This window comes from Providencia sp. 21OH12SH02B-Prov (genome assembly GCF_027362595.1).
In the GTDB taxonomy this organism is placed as follows: domain Bacteria; phylum Pseudomonadota; class Gammaproteobacteria; order Enterobacterales; family Enterobacteriaceae; genus Providencia; species Providencia zhejiangensis.
In genome coordinates this window covers 2,114,589-2,130,668 of sequence record NZ_CP114796.1, presented here as the reverse complement: position 1 = coordinate 2,130,668, position 16,080 = coordinate 2,114,589, and the positions used below count along the sequence as shown (strand labels likewise).

Sequence of the window (16,080 nt, the reverse complement as noted above, 5' to 3'; positions counted from 1 at the left end):
AAGTTAATCTTTCACTTCAATTAAAGGAACATTTTCCCGCTGGGGTAATAATTTACCGATAGACTGTAACAAAACACCTTGCTGCTGTGCAATGTCTTTAATTTTAGCGACCTCAGAAGGCTCTACGGCGATGAGTAATCCACCAGATGTTTGCGGATCACAGAGTAACTTGCGCTGAGCTTCCGTCATTGGCCCAATGAGATGCCCATAACTGTCAAAGTTCCGTTGGGTTCCACCGGGAACACAACCCGCATCGATATATTGCTCAACATTCGCCAATTTGGGTACTTGGCTAAAGTAAATTTCTGCACGGACTTTCGAACCTTCGCAAATTTCACTCAAATGACCAAGTAGGCCGAATCCCGTCACATCGGTCATGGCCGTCACACCCGTTAATGGCGCAATAATTGCCCCTAACTTATTTATCTGACACATAGTTTCAGTGGCTAAGTTTTGGTGCTCTGACGCCAATACCCCTTTTTTCTCTGCGGTCGTTAACACACCGATACCTAACGGTTTAGTCAGGAAGAGTTCACACCCTGCGGTAGCCGCACTATTTTTCTTCACATATTCCGTATTCACTACGCCAGTCACTGCAAGACCAAAAATAGGTTCAGGTGCATCAATCGAATGCCCACCAGCAAGAGAGATCCCCGCCTCAGCACACGCTGCTCGCCCCCCCTCGATGACTTCTTTTGCCACTTCCGGGGGTAATTTTGCGATTGGCCACCCTAAAATCGCAATCGCCATGATGGGTTTGCCTCCCATGGCAAAAATATCACTAATTGCATTCGTGGCGGCTATCCGACCGAACTCAAAAGGTGAATCGACAATCGGCATAAAAAAATCAGTCGTACTGATAATACCGATGCCATTACCTAAGTCATACACCGCCGCATCATCTTTCGTTTCATTACCGACTAATAAATTAGGGTCGTGAAATTTAGCTTGTTCGGTATGAAGAATTTGCTCCAATATTTTTGGGGCGATTTTACAACCACAGCCTGCGCCATGGCTGTACTGAGTTAATCTGATTTTTTCCACTGAACTTGGCCTTATCAAAAGTGAGAAATAAAATCTTGCATATCAGGAAATTGAACTTTTGCAGGTGCCTTCAGCTCAGGTGTGCCTAAATATAAGAAACCAACAATATGGTCATTCGGCGTGCAACCTAAACCTTCACGAACAATAGCATCTTCCGTCCAAGATCCTGAACGCCAGATCCCTCCAAAACCTTGTGCTACTGCGGCCATTTGCATGGCTTGTACAGTACACCCTGCGGCGACAATTTGTTCCCATTCAGGCACTTTAGGGTGCTTTTGTGTCTTCGCAATAACGGTAATAATCAATGGCGCTCTAAAGGGAGCATTACGCGCTTTTTCTTCAACTTCTGCGCCTAAATTGCCTTCTTTTGCCGCTTTTTCCAGTAATTGACTAAAACGATTTAACCCTTCACCTTGCATAACAACAAAGTGCCAAGGACGTAAAGCACCATGATCCGGCGCTCGCATGCCTGCGGCCAAAATATTTTGTAATTCATCACCTTGTGGTGCTGGCGTTGTTAGCCGTGAAGCTGAACGGCGGTTCAATAAAAGGGTTAAAGCATCCATATTCATCTCCGATTCAGAGTAAACTGATATAATAGTCATTCAAACAAGCAATCATAATCATGCTATTTAATGATTAAATAACCGATTTAAGGTTATTCTACTGTGTCTACAAAGCTTTTTGGCAGTCTTATTCGCTTGAGAGAGACTACAGTATTATATTGATTAATAAATTGAATTATATCATTTGTGTGTGTGTTGAAAAATATAATCACGATATTGTACAACGCGCTAGAAAACATTGTTATGAATAAAAATATCATTCATTAGCAGACAACTGTTTTTATTTCATTAAGATAACAAGTGCAAATTCGTGTGTCGGAGAAATTATGCGTCAAATATGGGAAATCATCGCCACTGTATTTAAGTTTAGTTGGCGAATACTAAATTTTATTCGAGAGCTGGTTTTCAATACCATTTTTCTTGTATTGTGTTTTTTAGTCATTGGTTCGATAGCGCTATATCAATCCGATTCTAAACCTGACCAAAACTATTTTGGTGCACTGTATGTTGATTTACAGGGCGTAGTTGTTGATCAAGTCTCAACACCTGACCCTTTTGGTCGTATGAGCCGTGAACTCTTGGGGACTCCCAATAGCCGAATGCAAGAAAACTCGCTATTTGATATTGTCGATACGATCCGCAGTGCCGCCACCGATGACCGTATTACCGGTATGGTACTCCGCTTAGACAATCTTGTTGGAGCCGACCAACCTTCGCTCAATTTTATTGGTAAAGCCATTACCGAGTTTAAAGACTCTGGTAAACCTATTTATGCAGTTGGTGATAGCTTTAGTCAATCTCAATATTACTTAGCCAGTTATGCTGACCACATTTTCCTTGCACCACAAGGAATGGTCGGCATTCAAGGTTTTTCAACCAATACCCTTTATTACAAATCACTGTTAGAAAAGCTCAAAGTCAGTAGCCATATTTTCCGTGTAGGGACGTATAAATCGGCAGTTGAGCCTCTAATGCGTGACAATATGTCACCAGAAGCTCGTGAATCGACTAAGCAGTGGTTAGATGCCTTATGGGGTAACTATCTAGAGACTTTGGCTAAAAACCGTAAAACCACAGCGGAAGGAATTTTTCCAGGTACAGAGGCATTACTCAATAAATTACGTGCTTCTGACGGTGATAACGCGAAATATGCGCTAAACCAAAAACTGGTCGACAAAATCTATACGCGTGAACAAGCTGAAAATGTGCTCAAGAAGCAATTTGGTTGGAATGACCAAGAGAAACATTTTAATTACGTGAGTATCTATGATTATTCAGCAAAAATCACCAGTATCGGCGCTGAAATGCCCGGCAATATTGCGGTGATCGTTGTACAAGGTGCGATCATGGATGGCCCCCAAGCGCCGGGTATTGCCAGTGGAGACCTGATCAGTTCGCAAATTAGAGAAGCTCGCTTAGATAACAACATCAAAGCAATCATCTTACGTGTTAATAGCCCCGGTGGTAGTGTCACAGCCTCTGATCTGATTCGTAATGAATTAGCCTCTGCGCGAGCAGCAGGTAAGCCAGTTATCGTCTCTATGGGCGGTATGGCGGCATCAGGTGGCTATTGGGTCTCAACACCAGCTGACTATATTATTTCTAGCCCAAATACGATAACAGGTTCTATCGGCATCTTTGGTGTGATCAATACATTTGAAAATACACTAGATTCTGTCGGAGTCTATACGGATGGCGTATCAACAACCCCACTGGCTGATATTTCTGCCACTAAAGGCATAAGCCCTGAATTTGCTGATATGATGCAGATTACCATCGAAAATGGTTACAAAACCTTTATTGGTTTAGTGGCGAAAGCACGCCATAAAACACCGGAAGAGATCGACAAAATTGCACAAGGTCGCGTCTGGATCGGCAGTGATGCGAAAAAACTTGGTCTAGTCGACCAATTAGGTGATTTCGATGATGCCGTCACCAAAGCCGCTGAATTAGCCAAGCTTGATTCTGTACAATTGGACTGGATGCAACCTGAGTTGTCATTTATGGATCAGTTAATTCTCGAACTGAGCAACAGCGCACAAGCGATAGTACCCGATGTGTTACAGGTATTCTTACCTCCCGCCGTCGCCACTGATATTCGCCAGCAAGCCCAATTTTTCTTAAAAATGAACGATCCTCAAAATCGTTATGCCTTTTGCCTAAATTGCGCGGATATTCATTAATCTCCCCGATCCCCTTTAGAATATCTAAAGGGGATTAATTGATTTATCTTGTCATTCTCCCTAGCAAAAGCCATTTAAGCAGTAGATAACTGCAATTAAATGCGTCAGAATTATCTCGCTTCCAAATAGAGCCAATGGTAACAAGCACTTTTTATCTTGTTAGGCAATGTGTTCAGAAATAAATTAGGTAATTAAATGCAGAAGAAATCGATTTATGTTGTGTATACCGGTGGAACCATTGGTATGCGCCACTCTCCCCAAGGTTATATTCCTATTTCAGGCCATCTTCAGGCCCAGCTAGCTAAAATGCCAGAGTTTCATCGTCCTGAAATGCCAGAGTTTACAATCAGAGAACATCAACCTTTAATCGACTCTTCTGATATCACACCTGAGGATTGGCAAAATATCGCCGATGATATCAGCGAAAATTATGACAATTATGATGGGTTTGTCATCCTTCATGGCACAGATACCATGGCTTATACCGCTTCTGCGCTATCCTTTATGTTAGAGAACTTACGCAAGCCCGTTATTGTGACAGGGTCACAGATACCCTTGGAGGCATTGCGTTCTGATGGCCAAACTAACCTACTGAATGCATTGTATCTTGCCGCTAATTATCCCATTAATGAGGTTGGATTGTTCTTTAACAACAAGCTGTATCGGGGCAATCGTACTGTCAAATCTCATGCGGATGGCTTCGATGCATTTACCTCTCCTAACTGTCCTCCTTTGATGGAGGCGGGTATTCATATTCGCACATTCAACACATGTCCAGCTCCCATCGGTATAGGTCCGTTGATTACCCATAGGATAACCCCTCAACCTATTGGCGTTGTCATGATCTATCCAGGGTTATCGATTGAAATTGTACGTAATATTCTCCAGCAACCCGTGAAAGCACTCATTCTGCGTTCTTATGGTATTGGTAATGCTCCCCAACAACCTGAATTACTGAAAATCCTCCATGATGCAACAAACCGCGGCATTATCGTGGTAAATCTGACGCAATGTATTTCTGGTCGCGTCAATATGGAGGGGTATGCAACAGGCCACGCTCTTGCCGAAGCTGGGGTGATTAGTGGATTTGATATGACATTTGAGGCCGCTTTAAGTAAATTACATTACTTACTCAGTCAAGAATATACACCGGCACATGTTCGGGAATTAATGCAAAATAATCTTAGAGGTGAACTCAGCTATGCCGATGAATAATCCCCATGAGGATTTAATTAAATCCGCTTTACTCTTAGTTGATCTACAAAATGATTTCTGCACTGGCGGCGCACTTGCTGTCGCAGACAGTGAAATAGTGATAGAGACAGCGAATAGAGCCATAGAGCTATGCCAACAACAAAATATTCCGATTATCGCTAGCCAAGACTGGCATCCTGCCAACCATCTGAGTTTTGCCGTTAATTCAGGAACCCGTGTGGGGGATATTGGTACTCTCAATGGCATTCCTCAAGTCTGGTGGCCAGTGCATTGTGTGCAAGGTGAAACGGGCGCTGACTTTCATCCAAAGCTCAATCGAGAGGCTATCTGTGAAGTCTTCACTAAGGGGGAAAATCCTCAAGTAGATAGCTACAGTGCTTTTTTCGACAATGATCGGATTAGCCAAACACGCTTGCATGCATGGCTACAAGAACAGCAAATTACGCAATTATTTATTATGGGTATTGCCACCGATTATTGCGTCAAATTTACCGTACTGGATGCACTAAAACTAGGCTATAACGTCGATGTGCTGATTGATGGTTGCCGTGGTGTAAACTTATCAGCGATGGACAGTGAGCTTGCCTTAGCTGAAATGTCGCAAAAAGGGGCGACTTTACTGACAACCGACTCCTTGCAATAGACATAAAAATACCCGCTGGATCCGATGATACAGTGGGTAAAACATCCCGCTATCATTTCAGATTAACTGCATCCTCTTTTGATCACTAAAGCTATCATGTTGCGAGCCCACTTTGCCCTTGCTGTGACACACTTAAGTTTGCTCACCGTCTGTTTAAACCGCTGCATTCTTGTTGCTTTAATGGCTGAAACTTGACGAGCAGTTTTAGTCAATATAGTAACCTTTCGTTCTGTTACTGGAACAATAGCTACGGAACGCGAATGTGAGTTGCTATGGCTCCCACCAGCTCCTCCTTACCGGTGACTCTTCCATGGTTATTATCACTATCAAGGCTTGCCGATACGCTCATGAGAATCATTATTTGCCATAAATTATCTTTATTTATTAAGCAAAATTACAGGCGTGTTTATCGAAACAGTGCTTTGATGCTTTTTATGGCACCCCAAATAAATAACCTTAATTATCAATGACTATCATCAATTTAAATAAACAGTGAACAAATTAATTAAAGCCGACTTTGAGGCCGTAAAAATCTTTCTCATGCCAGACTTTATGTTTGAAAAATCGTCGGAAGAAATTATTTGAAAGAAAAGAGTAAATGAGAAGACAATTTCATAATGTGTCTCTTAACCTTTTGTATTAGCGGAGAAGACCGTTTTAGCAATAGCGTATTATCGATATGACTTGCCTCTTATTGAGATAAAGAGGCAAGCAGATGAAACTAGTCTTTGTTTTGTGGTTTCAATGTCGCCAGCATCTCGCCTTGAAACATTGATTTGAGCTCCTGCTTACTTTTCATGGTAATTTGCCCATCCGTACCAATCGTCATATGTTCAGGGTCATGATTGTGACGCGATTGCCATAACATCACCATTTGTAAGCTATGTTCTTTTTGTTCTGCGGTTAAAGCGACACCATCAGGCCATTTTCCTAATTCAACAGCGGTCACTAAACGCTGATAAATCTCAGGGGTCATCACTGATAACAGTTGCTCTAATTGTTCTGGCTCTAACTCTATACTCACTTCACGACTCCTTCAAAGAGACTCAGCAAATCATCTATCGATATTTCATGATCTATTTCAATTTAGCTGAATCGATAATGCTTTATTTCGTTTTTTAGCTTCAGCTTGCTTCAGCACCCTATCCACGAGTCTTTTCGCCGGTTTGCTCATCGATAAAGCTTAATGATGCTGAATTAATGCAGTAACGCTGCCCAGTAGGTTGCGGTCCATCAGGAAAGACATGTCCTAAGTGAGCATCACAGTTTTGGCAGCGAACTTCGATTCGATGCATGCCATGAGAGAAATCTTCGATGTATTTAATCGCATCTTCATTCACTGGCTGATAAAAACTAGGCCATCCACATCCGGCATCAAATTTGGTCTCTGATAGAAAAAGTGGTGTACCACAACACAGACATTCATACACCCCATCTTTACGATTATGCAATAAAACCCCAGTAAAAGGACGCTCTGTTCCTGCTTGTTGAGTCACATATTGCTGAATATCATTTAGCTCCGAAATATCAATCGGTTGCTTACTTTTATCTGTCATATCAAACCCAAATATTGAAATCACTTAGTGGTATTAAGCTAATAATACCCCCATTTGACGCAACAAAAAATTAACAACAAGTTTTATAAAGATATTCTAAACTAATTAACACGCTGCTTTGTGTTTTGATTTGTGACGGGTTTCACATATATCACTGATAGCAGGTTTCATTATCCCGTACAATCCCGATAATACGTGCGGATGTATTTGCCTCTAAAGTGGCTGACAAGTAAGCAATTAGTGCGAGTAGTTTTGATTTTTTTCAATAATTGACACGATTCCGCTTGACGGCTGGCAAGGTTTTGGTAACTTTAACTACAACTTAATTCACGAATAAATAGCTGGTGGAAATACTATGACTATCAAAGTAGGTATTAATGGTTTTGGTCGTATTGGCCGTATCGTTTTCCGTGCTGCACAAGAGCGTTCTGATATCGAAATCGTTGCTATCAACGACCTGCTCGATGCAGACTATATGGCTTACATGCTGAAATATGACTCTACTCACGGTCGTTTCAACGGTACTGTTGAAGTTAAAGATGGTCACCTAGTTGTAAATGGCAAAAAAATTCGCGTTACCGCAGAGAAAGATCCTGCAAACCTGAGGTGGAACGAAGTGGGTGTTGACGTCGTTGCTGAAGCAACGGGTATCTTCTTAACAGATGAAACCGCACGTAAACACATCCAAGCAGGCGCGAAAAAAGTTGTTCTGACAGGTCCTTCAAAAGACGACACGCCAATGTTTGTTATGGGTGTTAACCATAAGAGCTATGCAGGTCAAGAAATCGTTTCTAACGCTTCTTGTACAACTAACTGCTTGGCCCCTCTGGCTAAAGTTATCAACGACAAATTCGGTATCATCGAAGGTCTGATGACAACTGTTCACGCAACTACAGCAACGCAAAAAACTGTTGATGGCCCTTCTCATAAAGACTGGCGTGGTGGTCGTGGTGCTTCTCAAAACATCATCCCATCTTCAACAGGTGCAGCTAAAGCAGTAGGTAAAGTTATTCCTGAACTGAATGGCAAGCTGACGGGTATGTCTTTCCGTGTTCCGACGCCTAACGTTTCCGTTGTTGACTTAACTGTTCGTATGGAAAAACCAGCGACTTACGCTCAAATCTGTGATGCTATCAAAGAAGCTGCTGCGGGCGAGCTGAAAGGCGTTCTGGGTTATACTGAAGATGATGTTGTATCAACAGATTTCAACGGCGAAAAACTGACTTCAGTATTCGATGCTAAAGCAGGTATCGCACTGAATGATAACTTTGTAAAACTGGTTTCTTGGTATGACAACGAAACTGGCTATTCAAACAAAGTTCTTGACCTGATTGCTCATATTTCTAAATAAGAGTCATTCATGTTTTAAGGTTAATTTGAGCCGCCTTTTGGCGGCTCTTTTGTTTTATTTACCGCCAATTTTGTCGGGAGTCCCCCACTTACGTCTCAGGGAGAATGACGGTTTTCCTGAGTTCTGCTAACCTATTTGTATTCACTGTTCCATATATACAGGCAAATAATTATGCATGATACACTCTTTGCTTTACCCGTTATTAAGCAACTTTCAGCCTACATTAGCCAACGTCAGTTGGGTGAACTGCCCTTAATTATTATTTCTCACCCTAAAGTACGTGGTGCTGTTAGCATTCAAGGTGCTCAACTAATTGATTGGCAACCTCATGGTCAAAAACCGTGTATCTGGCTCAGCAGTGAAAGTGCATTCAAAGCAGGCACCGCTATTCGCGGTGGTATTCCTATTTGTTGGCCTTGGTTTGGTCCTGCTGGCAGCCCTAGCCATGGTTTTGCACGGATTTTACCGTGGCAGTTTACTGCACATAATGAACACGAAGATGGTGTGATCCTCACCTTTACCCTCACCGATAACGACTATACCCGTAAACTCTGGCCACATGAGTTTACCCTCATATTACGTATGAAACTCGGTGAAACCTGTGAATTAGAGTTAGAAAGCTATGGTGATTTTGACACTACGGCCGCCATGCACACTTACCTCAACGTTGGTGATATCCATAAAACGACGGTCTATGGCCTAGGTGGCCATTATTTTGATAAGGTAAGTGACCGTGAAGTCTATGCAGATAAACCCCTAAAAATAACCGCTCATACTGACAGAATTTATTCTGAGCCAGAAGAGTATAGCTTGGTCAGAGATGATTGCTGGTCACGCACTATTGAAATCCATCATTATCATAATTCTGATGTCGTGTGCTGGAATCCATGGGCTGAATTATCATGCAGCATGCAAGATATGCCAAATAATGGTTATAAACAGATGGTCTGTGTCGAAACAGCACGCATTAATCAACCAATGAAAAGCGAAAGTCAGCACCCTGCTCGCCTTTCCTTAGTGATGATGACACGAGACAATAAACCGCAAGAGTAATACATAAAATAAAGCCCCAAAAGCATATCGCACGTCTGGGGCTTTTTAGGCATTTCTATTCAGCCGTTAGAATGTGTAGGTCACACCACTCCAAACAATTGCAGAAACAGATTTGTTAACCATTGGGCTATCTTTCACCTCATTAGGTAAACGGTCAACACGCCCCATGGCGAATGCACTCCAGTTTTCAGTAAATTTATAGTTACCTGATAGCTCAACATATGGCGTCCAGCTATCACCTGGGCGGTAACGAGCTAAACCACTATTTTGTGACTCTTTTGAGGAGACCCCATATTCATAGCGGTTTTGGTTTTTGCTATCCCATTTGATACCAACACCTGGCACCAAAGACCATTTATCGCCATGGAAACCATACAGATAAGCAACTTCCGCACGTAAACCATTACTGATGCCTAACATATCCCCTGAAGCGATGGTTCTGATCGTTCCCCAATCCGCTCTGTGCTTGTAGGTCAGACCGCCCATGACCGTGTCTCTGCGACGATCCAGTTCACGCATATCGCGATCATCATTGTCTTTTGGTTTAAAAAATTGTGGATAGTAATAAGCGTCAAGGGATAATTGGTCAACTTGATCATTCCACAAATAGTAACCTACCGCTAAGGTATGAAAGTAAAAATTTTCCCCTTCATAATTAACAATGGGAACTGGTGTAACATAATCTTTTGTTTTTATGCCTTTATACGGTGTTGATTGTGCTAAAACCGAACCACCTACAGACCAAGTGCCTGCTACCGCAGCGGAAGATAAGAAACCTAGTGCAACAGCAAGTGATGTTAATTTAATTGTTTTAGACATATAAAACCTGAAATATTAGATAATTGAACAATAGTGTGCATCATACCTTGATGCACACCTTAGCCAAAATGCTAGTAGAGATGATCACATTTTTAGCTAAATTTATAGCTATGTCTAATAATAGTTTATGCAATTATTCTAATTTTCATATTTCACTGGCACCCTTTTAGCCAATGCGCACATCAATTCATAGCCAATAGTGCCTGCTGCCTGTGCAACATCATCAATGGGTAAATTTTTCCCCCACAGTTCCACTCGATCACCAATCTTGGCCTCAGGACAGTCACTAATATCGATAGTCAACATATCCATCGAAATAGCCCCTAATATTGGGCAACGCATTCCATTTAACCAAGTGGGTGTGCCTGTTGGCGCATGACGAGGATAACCATCCGCGTAACCACATGCGACTGTCGCAATTTTCATTGGATGAGTCGCCGTAAACTTACTGCCATAACCAATTGATTCACCCTTAGCGATATCATGCGTTGCAATAATTTGTGATTGCAACGTCATCGTTGCGCGCAGATCCTTATCAGCAATATCTTGCCAACAACCACTTGGTGATGCGCCGTACAGAATGACGCCAGAACGTACCCAGTCATAATGCGTATCTGGGTGCCATAACGTGGCACCTGAATTAGCAATACACACAGGTAGACTCTCATCAATAAACGACTTAATGATTTGGTGTGGTTTGTCTGTTCCTGTCAACGTATCTGAGTTAGCAAAGTGAGTCATCAATGTCACCGAAGCCACATTATTGATTGCAGAGAGTCGGTGCAGTACCTCTGCATACTCTTCAGGTCTAAAACCAAGGCGATTCATACCACTATTCAATTTGACATATACGGGTATTGCAGAGTTAACCGTTGCATTTTCTAGCGCATCTAATTGCCAATGGCTATGCAGTGCCGTTGTCAACTGATATTGGTCTATCAGCTGTAGATCGTCAGGTTGGAAAAACCCCTCTAACAATAAAATTGGGCCTTGCCAACCCTGCTCACGTAACAAAATAGCCTCATCCAAATCTAAAATGGCAAAACCATCTGATGCGGCTAACGCATGCCAGACTCGTTGAATACTGTGCCCATAGGCATCTGCCTTCATGACTGACCATATTTTCGCTTGTCCAACATGCTGACGCACAATGGATAAGTTATGGGTAAAATTTTGCAGGTGAATGACCGCACTAATTGGGCGAGGCATCGTGTTTCCTTCTTTTTATGCTATCCGAATGTATTTCCAGCCAATTGCTCAACGCGCAGGCGATAAATCACCGTTTGGAATTAATTTGGTATTAAATCCATCTATATATCTGAATACGGATAAATCGTCCGATGCAATATCGGGTTTATTGCCAGAAATCAAATCAGCCAATAGCTTGCCCGAGCCACATGCCATCGTCCAGCCTAATGTCCCGTGCCCAGTATTTAAATATAAATTGCTATAAGCCGTCGGACCAACAATCGGCGTACCATCTGGTGTCATTGGTCTTAATCCAGTCCAAAATGTGGCTTGAGAAATATCCCCACCGCCCTGATAAAGATCTTGCACCACCATCTTTAAGGTTTCACAGCGTTTTTTTAATACATTCAAATTGAATCCAACAACCTCAGCCATACCACCGACACGGATACGATCATCAAAGCGTGTCACGGCTATTTTGTATGTTTCATCCAATACCGTTGATGTTGGTGCACGTTGAATGTCAATGATAGGCATAGTCAAAGAGTAGCCTTTCAAAGGATAAACTGGGATTTTTACTAAATTATGTAATAACGATGTTGAATACGAGCCCATTGCCACGATATAACGATCGGCCTGCAATATTTCGCCTTCACAACGTATGCCACTGACTTTATTTCCCTCAGTCAGAATTTGTTCAATGTGACAACCAAATCGAAATTTCACGCCTAAATCTTGAGCCATTTTGGCGAGTTTTTTGGTAAATTGCTGACAGTCACCCGTTTCATCGTTCGGTAAACGCAATCCACCTGTCAATTTATGTTTCACATAGTCTAGGGCTGGTTCGGCTTTCACTAACTCATTTGCCGTTAATAACTCGTATGGCACCCCTTCTTGCTGTAAAACAGCAATATCATTTGCTGCATTATCAAACTGTTTTTCAGTCCTAAATAGCTGCAATGTACCGCCTTCACGTCCTTCATAAGTAATGCCTGTATCAGCACGTAATTGACGAATGCAGTCACGGCTATACTCAGCAATTCTGACCATACGGCTTTTATTCATTGCATAATGCTGAATATCGCAATTTTTTAACATTTGCCACATCCAACGTAATTGAAACAATGTTCCATCTGGCCGAATTGCGAGAGGGGCGTGTTTTTCAAACATCCATTTCACTGCTTTAAGGGGAATACCGGGCGCTCCCCATGGAGTGGCATAACCAGGGGAAATTTGCCCTGCATTACCTGCACTCGTTTCTTCGGCGACATCCATTTGTCTATCTAGCACAGTCACTTCATGCCCTTCTCGTGCTAAATACCAAGCTGTCGTAACACCGATGACACCTGCACCTAATACTAAAACTTTCATTATTCCCCCTGCCATGTAGCATGAAATATTTTTAGTTAGAATAATATTCTATAATTTATTTTCCAATATGGTTGATTAACATTTTTAACAATTCAGATAATTAATTCAAATTTCATTACAAATACTTTACACTTTGGTTTTAAATTCTATTGGCGAAATTTTACAAAATTAAATATAACTAACAAAAACAATAAAATATGTATTATTTGCGGTCTGGACAGTTGCTCGCTCGTGGTTTAATTTAGAGTTTTACACTGTCTTGTTGGGATTTTATTTTGGAAGGACAACTTTTAATATATTTTAATTTACCACAGCATGACAGATTATTACTCTAATCATATTACTTAGTGTGAATAATACCTTTGTTATTGCGCAGTTTTTAGAATTGACGAAAATTTAGTGACTTAGGACACAAAATAAAAAAGCCAGTCGGTTAAATAAACCAAACTGGCCTTAGTGATGACAAACAGATGTTAGATTAAAGAAGGCAATTGAGGTGCGCTCCGTTAAAATTATCGGCTATTGGCGAGATCATTAGGCATATTGCCTTGCATACTGTGCCAAATCATCCCACTCTCTTTACCATAATTCCTAACACATTCCATGATACGTTCATACGCTTGCTCGCGGCATAAATTGGCTAGCTGCTGATAAAAATTAAGCGCAAGACGTCTCGCTTCTGGATTCGAGAAATAATAACGCCCAACGCGGGTATAAAGCCCTTTCAACCCATTGATAATTAAACCATAAATAGGGTTTCCAGACGCAAACGCCAATCCTCGGAAAATATTGTAGTCCAAGGCGCTAAAGGCATCTGAGTTGTCTTCGACTTTTTCACGTTCAGACAAGACTTCTAGAGATTTTTCAGGATTTTGACGAAATGCAGTGCGGATAAAAATAGCCGCAATATTCGTTCTTACCGCCAATAAATTATCGATAAGCTGCGGCACACGGTCATGATCGAGTCGAGCCAAGGTTTCTAAAATATTTAGACCCGATGTCTCCCAGTAATTGTTTACTTTTGTTGGCTTACCATGCTGAATAGTCAACCAACCATCACGAGCTAAACGCTGTAACACTTCTCGGAGCGTTGTACGAGTCACACCAATCAGCTCCGATAGTTCACGTTCTGCAGGCAAAATCGACCCTGGTGGAAAGCGATTATTCCAGATACTTTCAATAATATACTCTTCCGCAAAACCTGCAGGACTTTGAGCTTTTATGACCATATTTTTATTATTCCAAACATTTTCAGACGGATTATTGTAGAAATCATACCAGATTGTCGTAAATTGAGATAGTTAGACCACACATAAACAATGAAACCAATCATAAGACCCTCATATAATTAATATATTATCTATTACTGATTAGACTTAATTTATGTGAAAGATAAGAGTAGTATGTGAATTTACTGTACAATACACCCAGTAAGAGGAAAACTGCACATAATGGATTTTAGTTTAAAAAGAGCTTTTTTGAAAAATTTTCTAGGGAACTCACCTGATTGGTATAAGCTCGCAATAATAATATTTCTGGTTATCAATCCACTGGTATTTTATTTCGTTAACCCGTTCATCGCCGGGTGGCTACTCGTCATCGAGTTTATCTTCACCTTGGCAATGGCACTCAAATGTTATCCGCTACAGCCTGGGGGCCTTCTGGCTATCGAAGCGGTCCTTATTGGCATGACAACGCCTAAACAGATCTCTCATGAGATCAGTAACAATTTGGAAGTCATACTGCTGCTGATCTTTATGGTCGCTGGTATCTATTTTATGAAGCAGCTATTGCTGTTTGTCTTCACCAAACTGTTACTGAATGTGCGCTCTAAACGCACATTGTCCTTGGCCTTTTGCTTAGCTAGCGCATTCTTATCTGCTTTTTTAGATGCGCTGACGGTGATTGCGGTTGTCATTAGTGTTTCGGTTGGCTTTTACTCTATTTATCATCAATATGCATCTAGTCAGCATAGTCATACTGATATACAAAACGATAGCTTCATTGATACCGCAGAGAAAAAGCAAACCCTTGAACAATTTAGGGCTTTCTTACGCAGCCTAATGATGCATGCCGGTATCGGTACTGCTTTAGGTGGCGTGATGACGATGGTTGGGGAGCCACAAAACCTTATCATCGCTAAACATGCAGATTGGGATTTCGTGACCTTCTTCTTACGAATGGCACCGGTTACCCTACCAGTCTTTGCCTGTGGACTCATGGTTTGCTTTTTAGTCGAAAAATTTAAATTATTTGGCTATGGTGCTGAGTTACCGGAGCCGGTTCGCCAAGTGCTGACTAATAATGACAAAAAGAATAGTGCTAAACGTACCCAAAAAGAAAAAGCGCAGCTCATAGTCCAAGGTTTGATTGGTATTTGGCTGATCGTCGCCCTTGCTTTCCACCTCGCGGAGGTCGGGCTTATAGGCTTATCTGTCATCGTTTTGGCAACTGCATTTTGTGGTATTACAGAAGAGCACGCGTTAGGTAAAGCCTTTGAGGAAGCATTACCCTTTACTGCCTTACTGACTGTCTTTTTCTCTATTGTTGCTGTCATCATTGACCAACAACTGTTTACCCCCTTTATTCAGTTTGTTTTACAGTCATCTGAATCATCGCAACTATCACTGTTTTATCTGTTCAATGGTTTACTTTCTGCTGTTTCAGATAACGTGTTCGTCGGTACGGTATACATTACGGAAGCATTAAAAGCCGCCAATGAAGGCTTAATCTCCCATCATCAATACGAGTTATTGGCCGTCGCTATCAATACAGGCACTAACCTCCCTTCTGTTGCGACACCGAATGGGCAAGCAGCTTTTCTGTTTCTACTCACTTCGGCACTATCGCCACTGATCCGTCTTTCCTATGGGCGCATGGTATGGATGGCCTTACCTTACACCATTGTAATGACAGTCGTTGGTTTATTAGGCGTCGAGTTTTGGCTGATACCAATGACACATTGGCTAGAAAGCTTAGGCTGGATTAGCCTACCTTAGTTTCGTCATCACCGAAACGCATAAAGGCCACGCAGATGACACATTATGGGTGGCCTTTATCATTCTTCTCATTGATATCCCGTCACCATTGT

The 16,080-nt window shown here is 41.7% G+C and carries 14 protein-coding genes; 6 read left to right on the top strand and 8 right to left on the bottom strand.

Going from position 1 to position 16,080, the window contains the following annotated elements:
* Nucleotides 1–3: 3 nt before the first annotated feature.
* Both selD and O7C57_RS10120 read right to left on the bottom strand, forming a co-directional pair.
* Nucleotides 4–1,044, bottom strand: a complete 1,041-nt coding sequence (gene selD / locus O7C57_RS10125; protein ID WP_163861526.1) for a selenide, water dikinase SelD — start codon at nucleotides 1,042–1,044, stop codon at nucleotides 4–6.
* Between the two features lie 14 nt (nucleotides 1,045–1,058).
* Nucleotides 1,059–1,610: an NAD(P)H nitroreductase gene (locus tag O7C57_RS10120; RefSeq protein WP_247047376.1), complete on the bottom strand. Its 552-nt coding sequence runs from the start codon at nucleotides 1,608–1,610 to the stop codon at nucleotides 1,059–1,061.
* A gap of 326 nt (nucleotides 1,611–1,936) precedes the next feature.
* On the opposite strand from O7C57_RS10120, the gene sppA reads away from it, so the two are divergent.
* The 3 genes from sppA (at nucleotide 1,937) to pncA (ending at nucleotide 5,651) form a co-directional block, all read left to right on the top strand.
* Nucleotides 1,937–3,793 (top strand): signal peptide peptidase SppA, encoded by a 1,857-nt coding sequence (gene sppA, locus O7C57_RS10115; protein WP_154621945.1) that lies wholly within the window; start codon nucleotides 1,937–1,939, stop codon nucleotides 3,791–3,793.
* A 195-nt stretch (nucleotides 3,794–3,988) separates the two neighbouring features.
* A complete protein-coding gene (gene ansA / locus O7C57_RS10110; RefSeq protein ID WP_154621946.1) occupies nucleotides 3,989–5,008 on the top strand; it encodes an asparaginase in 1,020 nt (339 codons plus the stop codon).
* Nucleotides 4,995–5,651, top strand: coding sequence for a bifunctional nicotinamidase/pyrazinamidase (pncA, locus tag O7C57_RS10105; RefSeq protein WP_196713136.1), 657 nt, complete (start codon nucleotides 4,995–4,997; stop codon nucleotides 5,649–5,651). The genes ansA and pncA overlap by 14 nt, the downstream gene beginning before the upstream one ends.
* 721 nt (nucleotides 5,652–6,372) lie before the next feature.
* Here the strand turns inward: pncA and O7C57_RS10100 are convergent.
* Both O7C57_RS10100 and msrB read right to left on the bottom strand, forming a co-directional pair.
* A complete protein-coding gene (locus O7C57_RS10100) occupies nucleotides 6,373–6,675 on the bottom strand; it encodes a YeaC family protein (RefSeq protein ID WP_163861518.1) in 303 nt (100 codons plus the stop codon).
* A gap of 118 nt (nucleotides 6,676–6,793) precedes the next feature.
* Nucleotides 6,794–7,207 (bottom strand): peptide-methionine (R)-S-oxide reductase MsrB, encoded by a 414-nt coding sequence (gene msrB, locus O7C57_RS10095; RefSeq protein ID WP_154621948.1) that lies wholly within the window; start codon nucleotides 7,205–7,207, stop codon nucleotides 6,794–6,796.
* Nucleotides 7,208–7,562: 355 nt separating this feature from the next.
* Between msrB and gapA the strand changes: the two genes are divergently transcribed.
* Together gapA and O7C57_RS10085 are read left to right on the top strand one after the other, a co-directional pair.
* Nucleotides 7,563–8,558 carry a glyceraldehyde-3-phosphate dehydrogenase gene (gene gapA / locus O7C57_RS10090; RefSeq protein WP_269723972.1) on the top strand — a complete coding sequence of 332 codons (996 nt, stop codon included), beginning with the start codon at nucleotides 7,563–7,565 and terminating at the stop codon, nucleotides 8,556–8,558.
* Nucleotides 8,559–8,729: 171 nt separating this feature from the next.
* The gene (locus O7C57_RS10085; protein WP_154621949.1) at nucleotides 8,730–9,611 is read left to right on the top strand and encodes a D-hexose-6-phosphate mutarotase; all 882 of its coding nucleotides are present in this window, start codon (nucleotides 8,730–8,732) and stop codon (nucleotides 9,609–9,611) included.
* A gap of 66 nt (nucleotides 9,612–9,677) precedes the next feature.
* Here O7C57_RS10085 and O7C57_RS10080 read toward each other — a convergent pair whose 3' ends face one another.
* The 4 genes from O7C57_RS10080 to fadR all read right to left on the bottom strand — a co-directional run bounded on the left by O7C57_RS10080 (nucleotide 9,678) and on the right by fadR (nucleotide 14,218).
* Nucleotides 9,678–10,430: a MipA/OmpV family protein gene (locus O7C57_RS10080; protein ID WP_154621950.1), complete on the bottom strand. Its 753-nt coding sequence runs from the start codon at nucleotides 10,428–10,430 to the stop codon at nucleotides 9,678–9,680.
* Nucleotides 10,431–10,568: 138 nt separating this feature from the next.
* Nucleotides 10,569–11,639: an alanine racemase gene (gene alr / locus O7C57_RS10075; RefSeq protein ID WP_269723971.1), complete on the bottom strand. Its 1,071-nt coding sequence runs from the start codon at nucleotides 11,637–11,639 to the stop codon at nucleotides 10,569–10,571.
* Between the two features lie 48 nt (nucleotides 11,640–11,687).
* Entirely contained in the window at nucleotides 11,688–12,989 is a 1,302-nt protein-coding gene (locus O7C57_RS10070; protein ID WP_244316419.1) for a D-amino acid dehydrogenase, read from the bottom strand.
* Between the two features lie 512 nt (nucleotides 12,990–13,501).
* A complete protein-coding gene (fadR, locus tag O7C57_RS10065) occupies nucleotides 13,502–14,218 on the bottom strand; it encodes a fatty acid metabolism transcriptional regulator FadR (RefSeq protein ID WP_154621783.1) in 717 nt (238 codons plus the stop codon).
* 222 nt (nucleotides 14,219–14,440) lie between these two features.
* Here fadR and nhaB point away from each other — a divergent pair, with 222 nt between their 5' ends.
* Nucleotides 14,441–15,988, top strand: coding sequence for a sodium/proton antiporter NhaB (gene nhaB, locus O7C57_RS10060; RefSeq protein WP_154623641.1), 1,548 nt, complete (start codon nucleotides 14,441–14,443; stop codon nucleotides 15,986–15,988).
* Nucleotides 15,989–16,080 lie beyond the last annotated feature (92 nt).

Bases quoted from the DNA above. Each gene is read 5' to 3' on its own strand.
- O7C57_RS10120 (WP_247047376.1), bottom strand. From the start codon at position 1,610: ATGGATGCTTTAACCCTTTTATTGAACCGCCGTTCAGCTTCACGGCTA.
- sppA (WP_154621945.1), top strand. From the start codon at position 1,937: ATGCGTCAAATATGGGAAATCATCGCCACTGTATTTAAGTTTAGTTGG.
- ansA (WP_154621946.1), top strand. From the start codon at position 3,989: ATGCAGAAGAAATCGATTTATGTTGTGTATACCGGTGGAACCATTGGT.
- pncA (WP_196713136.1), top strand. From the start codon at position 4,995: ATGCCGATGAATAATCCCCATGAGGATTTAATTAAATCCGCTTTACTC.
- msrB (WP_154621948.1), bottom strand. From the start codon at position 7,207: ATGACAGATAAAAGTAAGCAACCGATTGATATTTCGGAGCTAAATGAT.
- gapA (WP_269723972.1), top strand. From the start codon at position 7,563: ATGACTATCAAAGTAGGTATTAATGGTTTTGGTCGTATTGGCCGTATC.
- O7C57_RS10085 (WP_154621949.1), top strand. From the start codon at position 8,730: ATGCATGATACACTCTTTGCTTTACCCGTTATTAAGCAACTTTCAGCC.
- O7C57_RS10080 (WP_154621950.1), bottom strand. From the start codon at position 10,430: ATGTCTAAAACAATTAAATTAACATCACTTGCTGTTGCACTAGGTTTC.
- alr (WP_269723971.1), bottom strand. From the start codon at position 11,639: ATGCCTCGCCCAATTAGTGCGGTCATTCACCTGCAAAATTTTACCCAT.
- O7C57_RS10070 (WP_244316419.1), bottom strand. From the start codon at position 12,989: ATGAAAGTTTTAGTATTAGGTGCAGGTGTCATCGGTGTTACGACAGCT.
- fadR (WP_154621783.1), bottom strand. From the start codon at position 14,218: ATGGTCATAAAAGCTCAAAGTCCTGCAGGTTTTGCGGAAGAGTATATT.
- nhaB (WP_154623641.1), top strand. From the start codon at position 14,441: ATGGATTTTAGTTTAAAAAGAGCTTTTTTGAAAAATTTTCTAGGGAAC.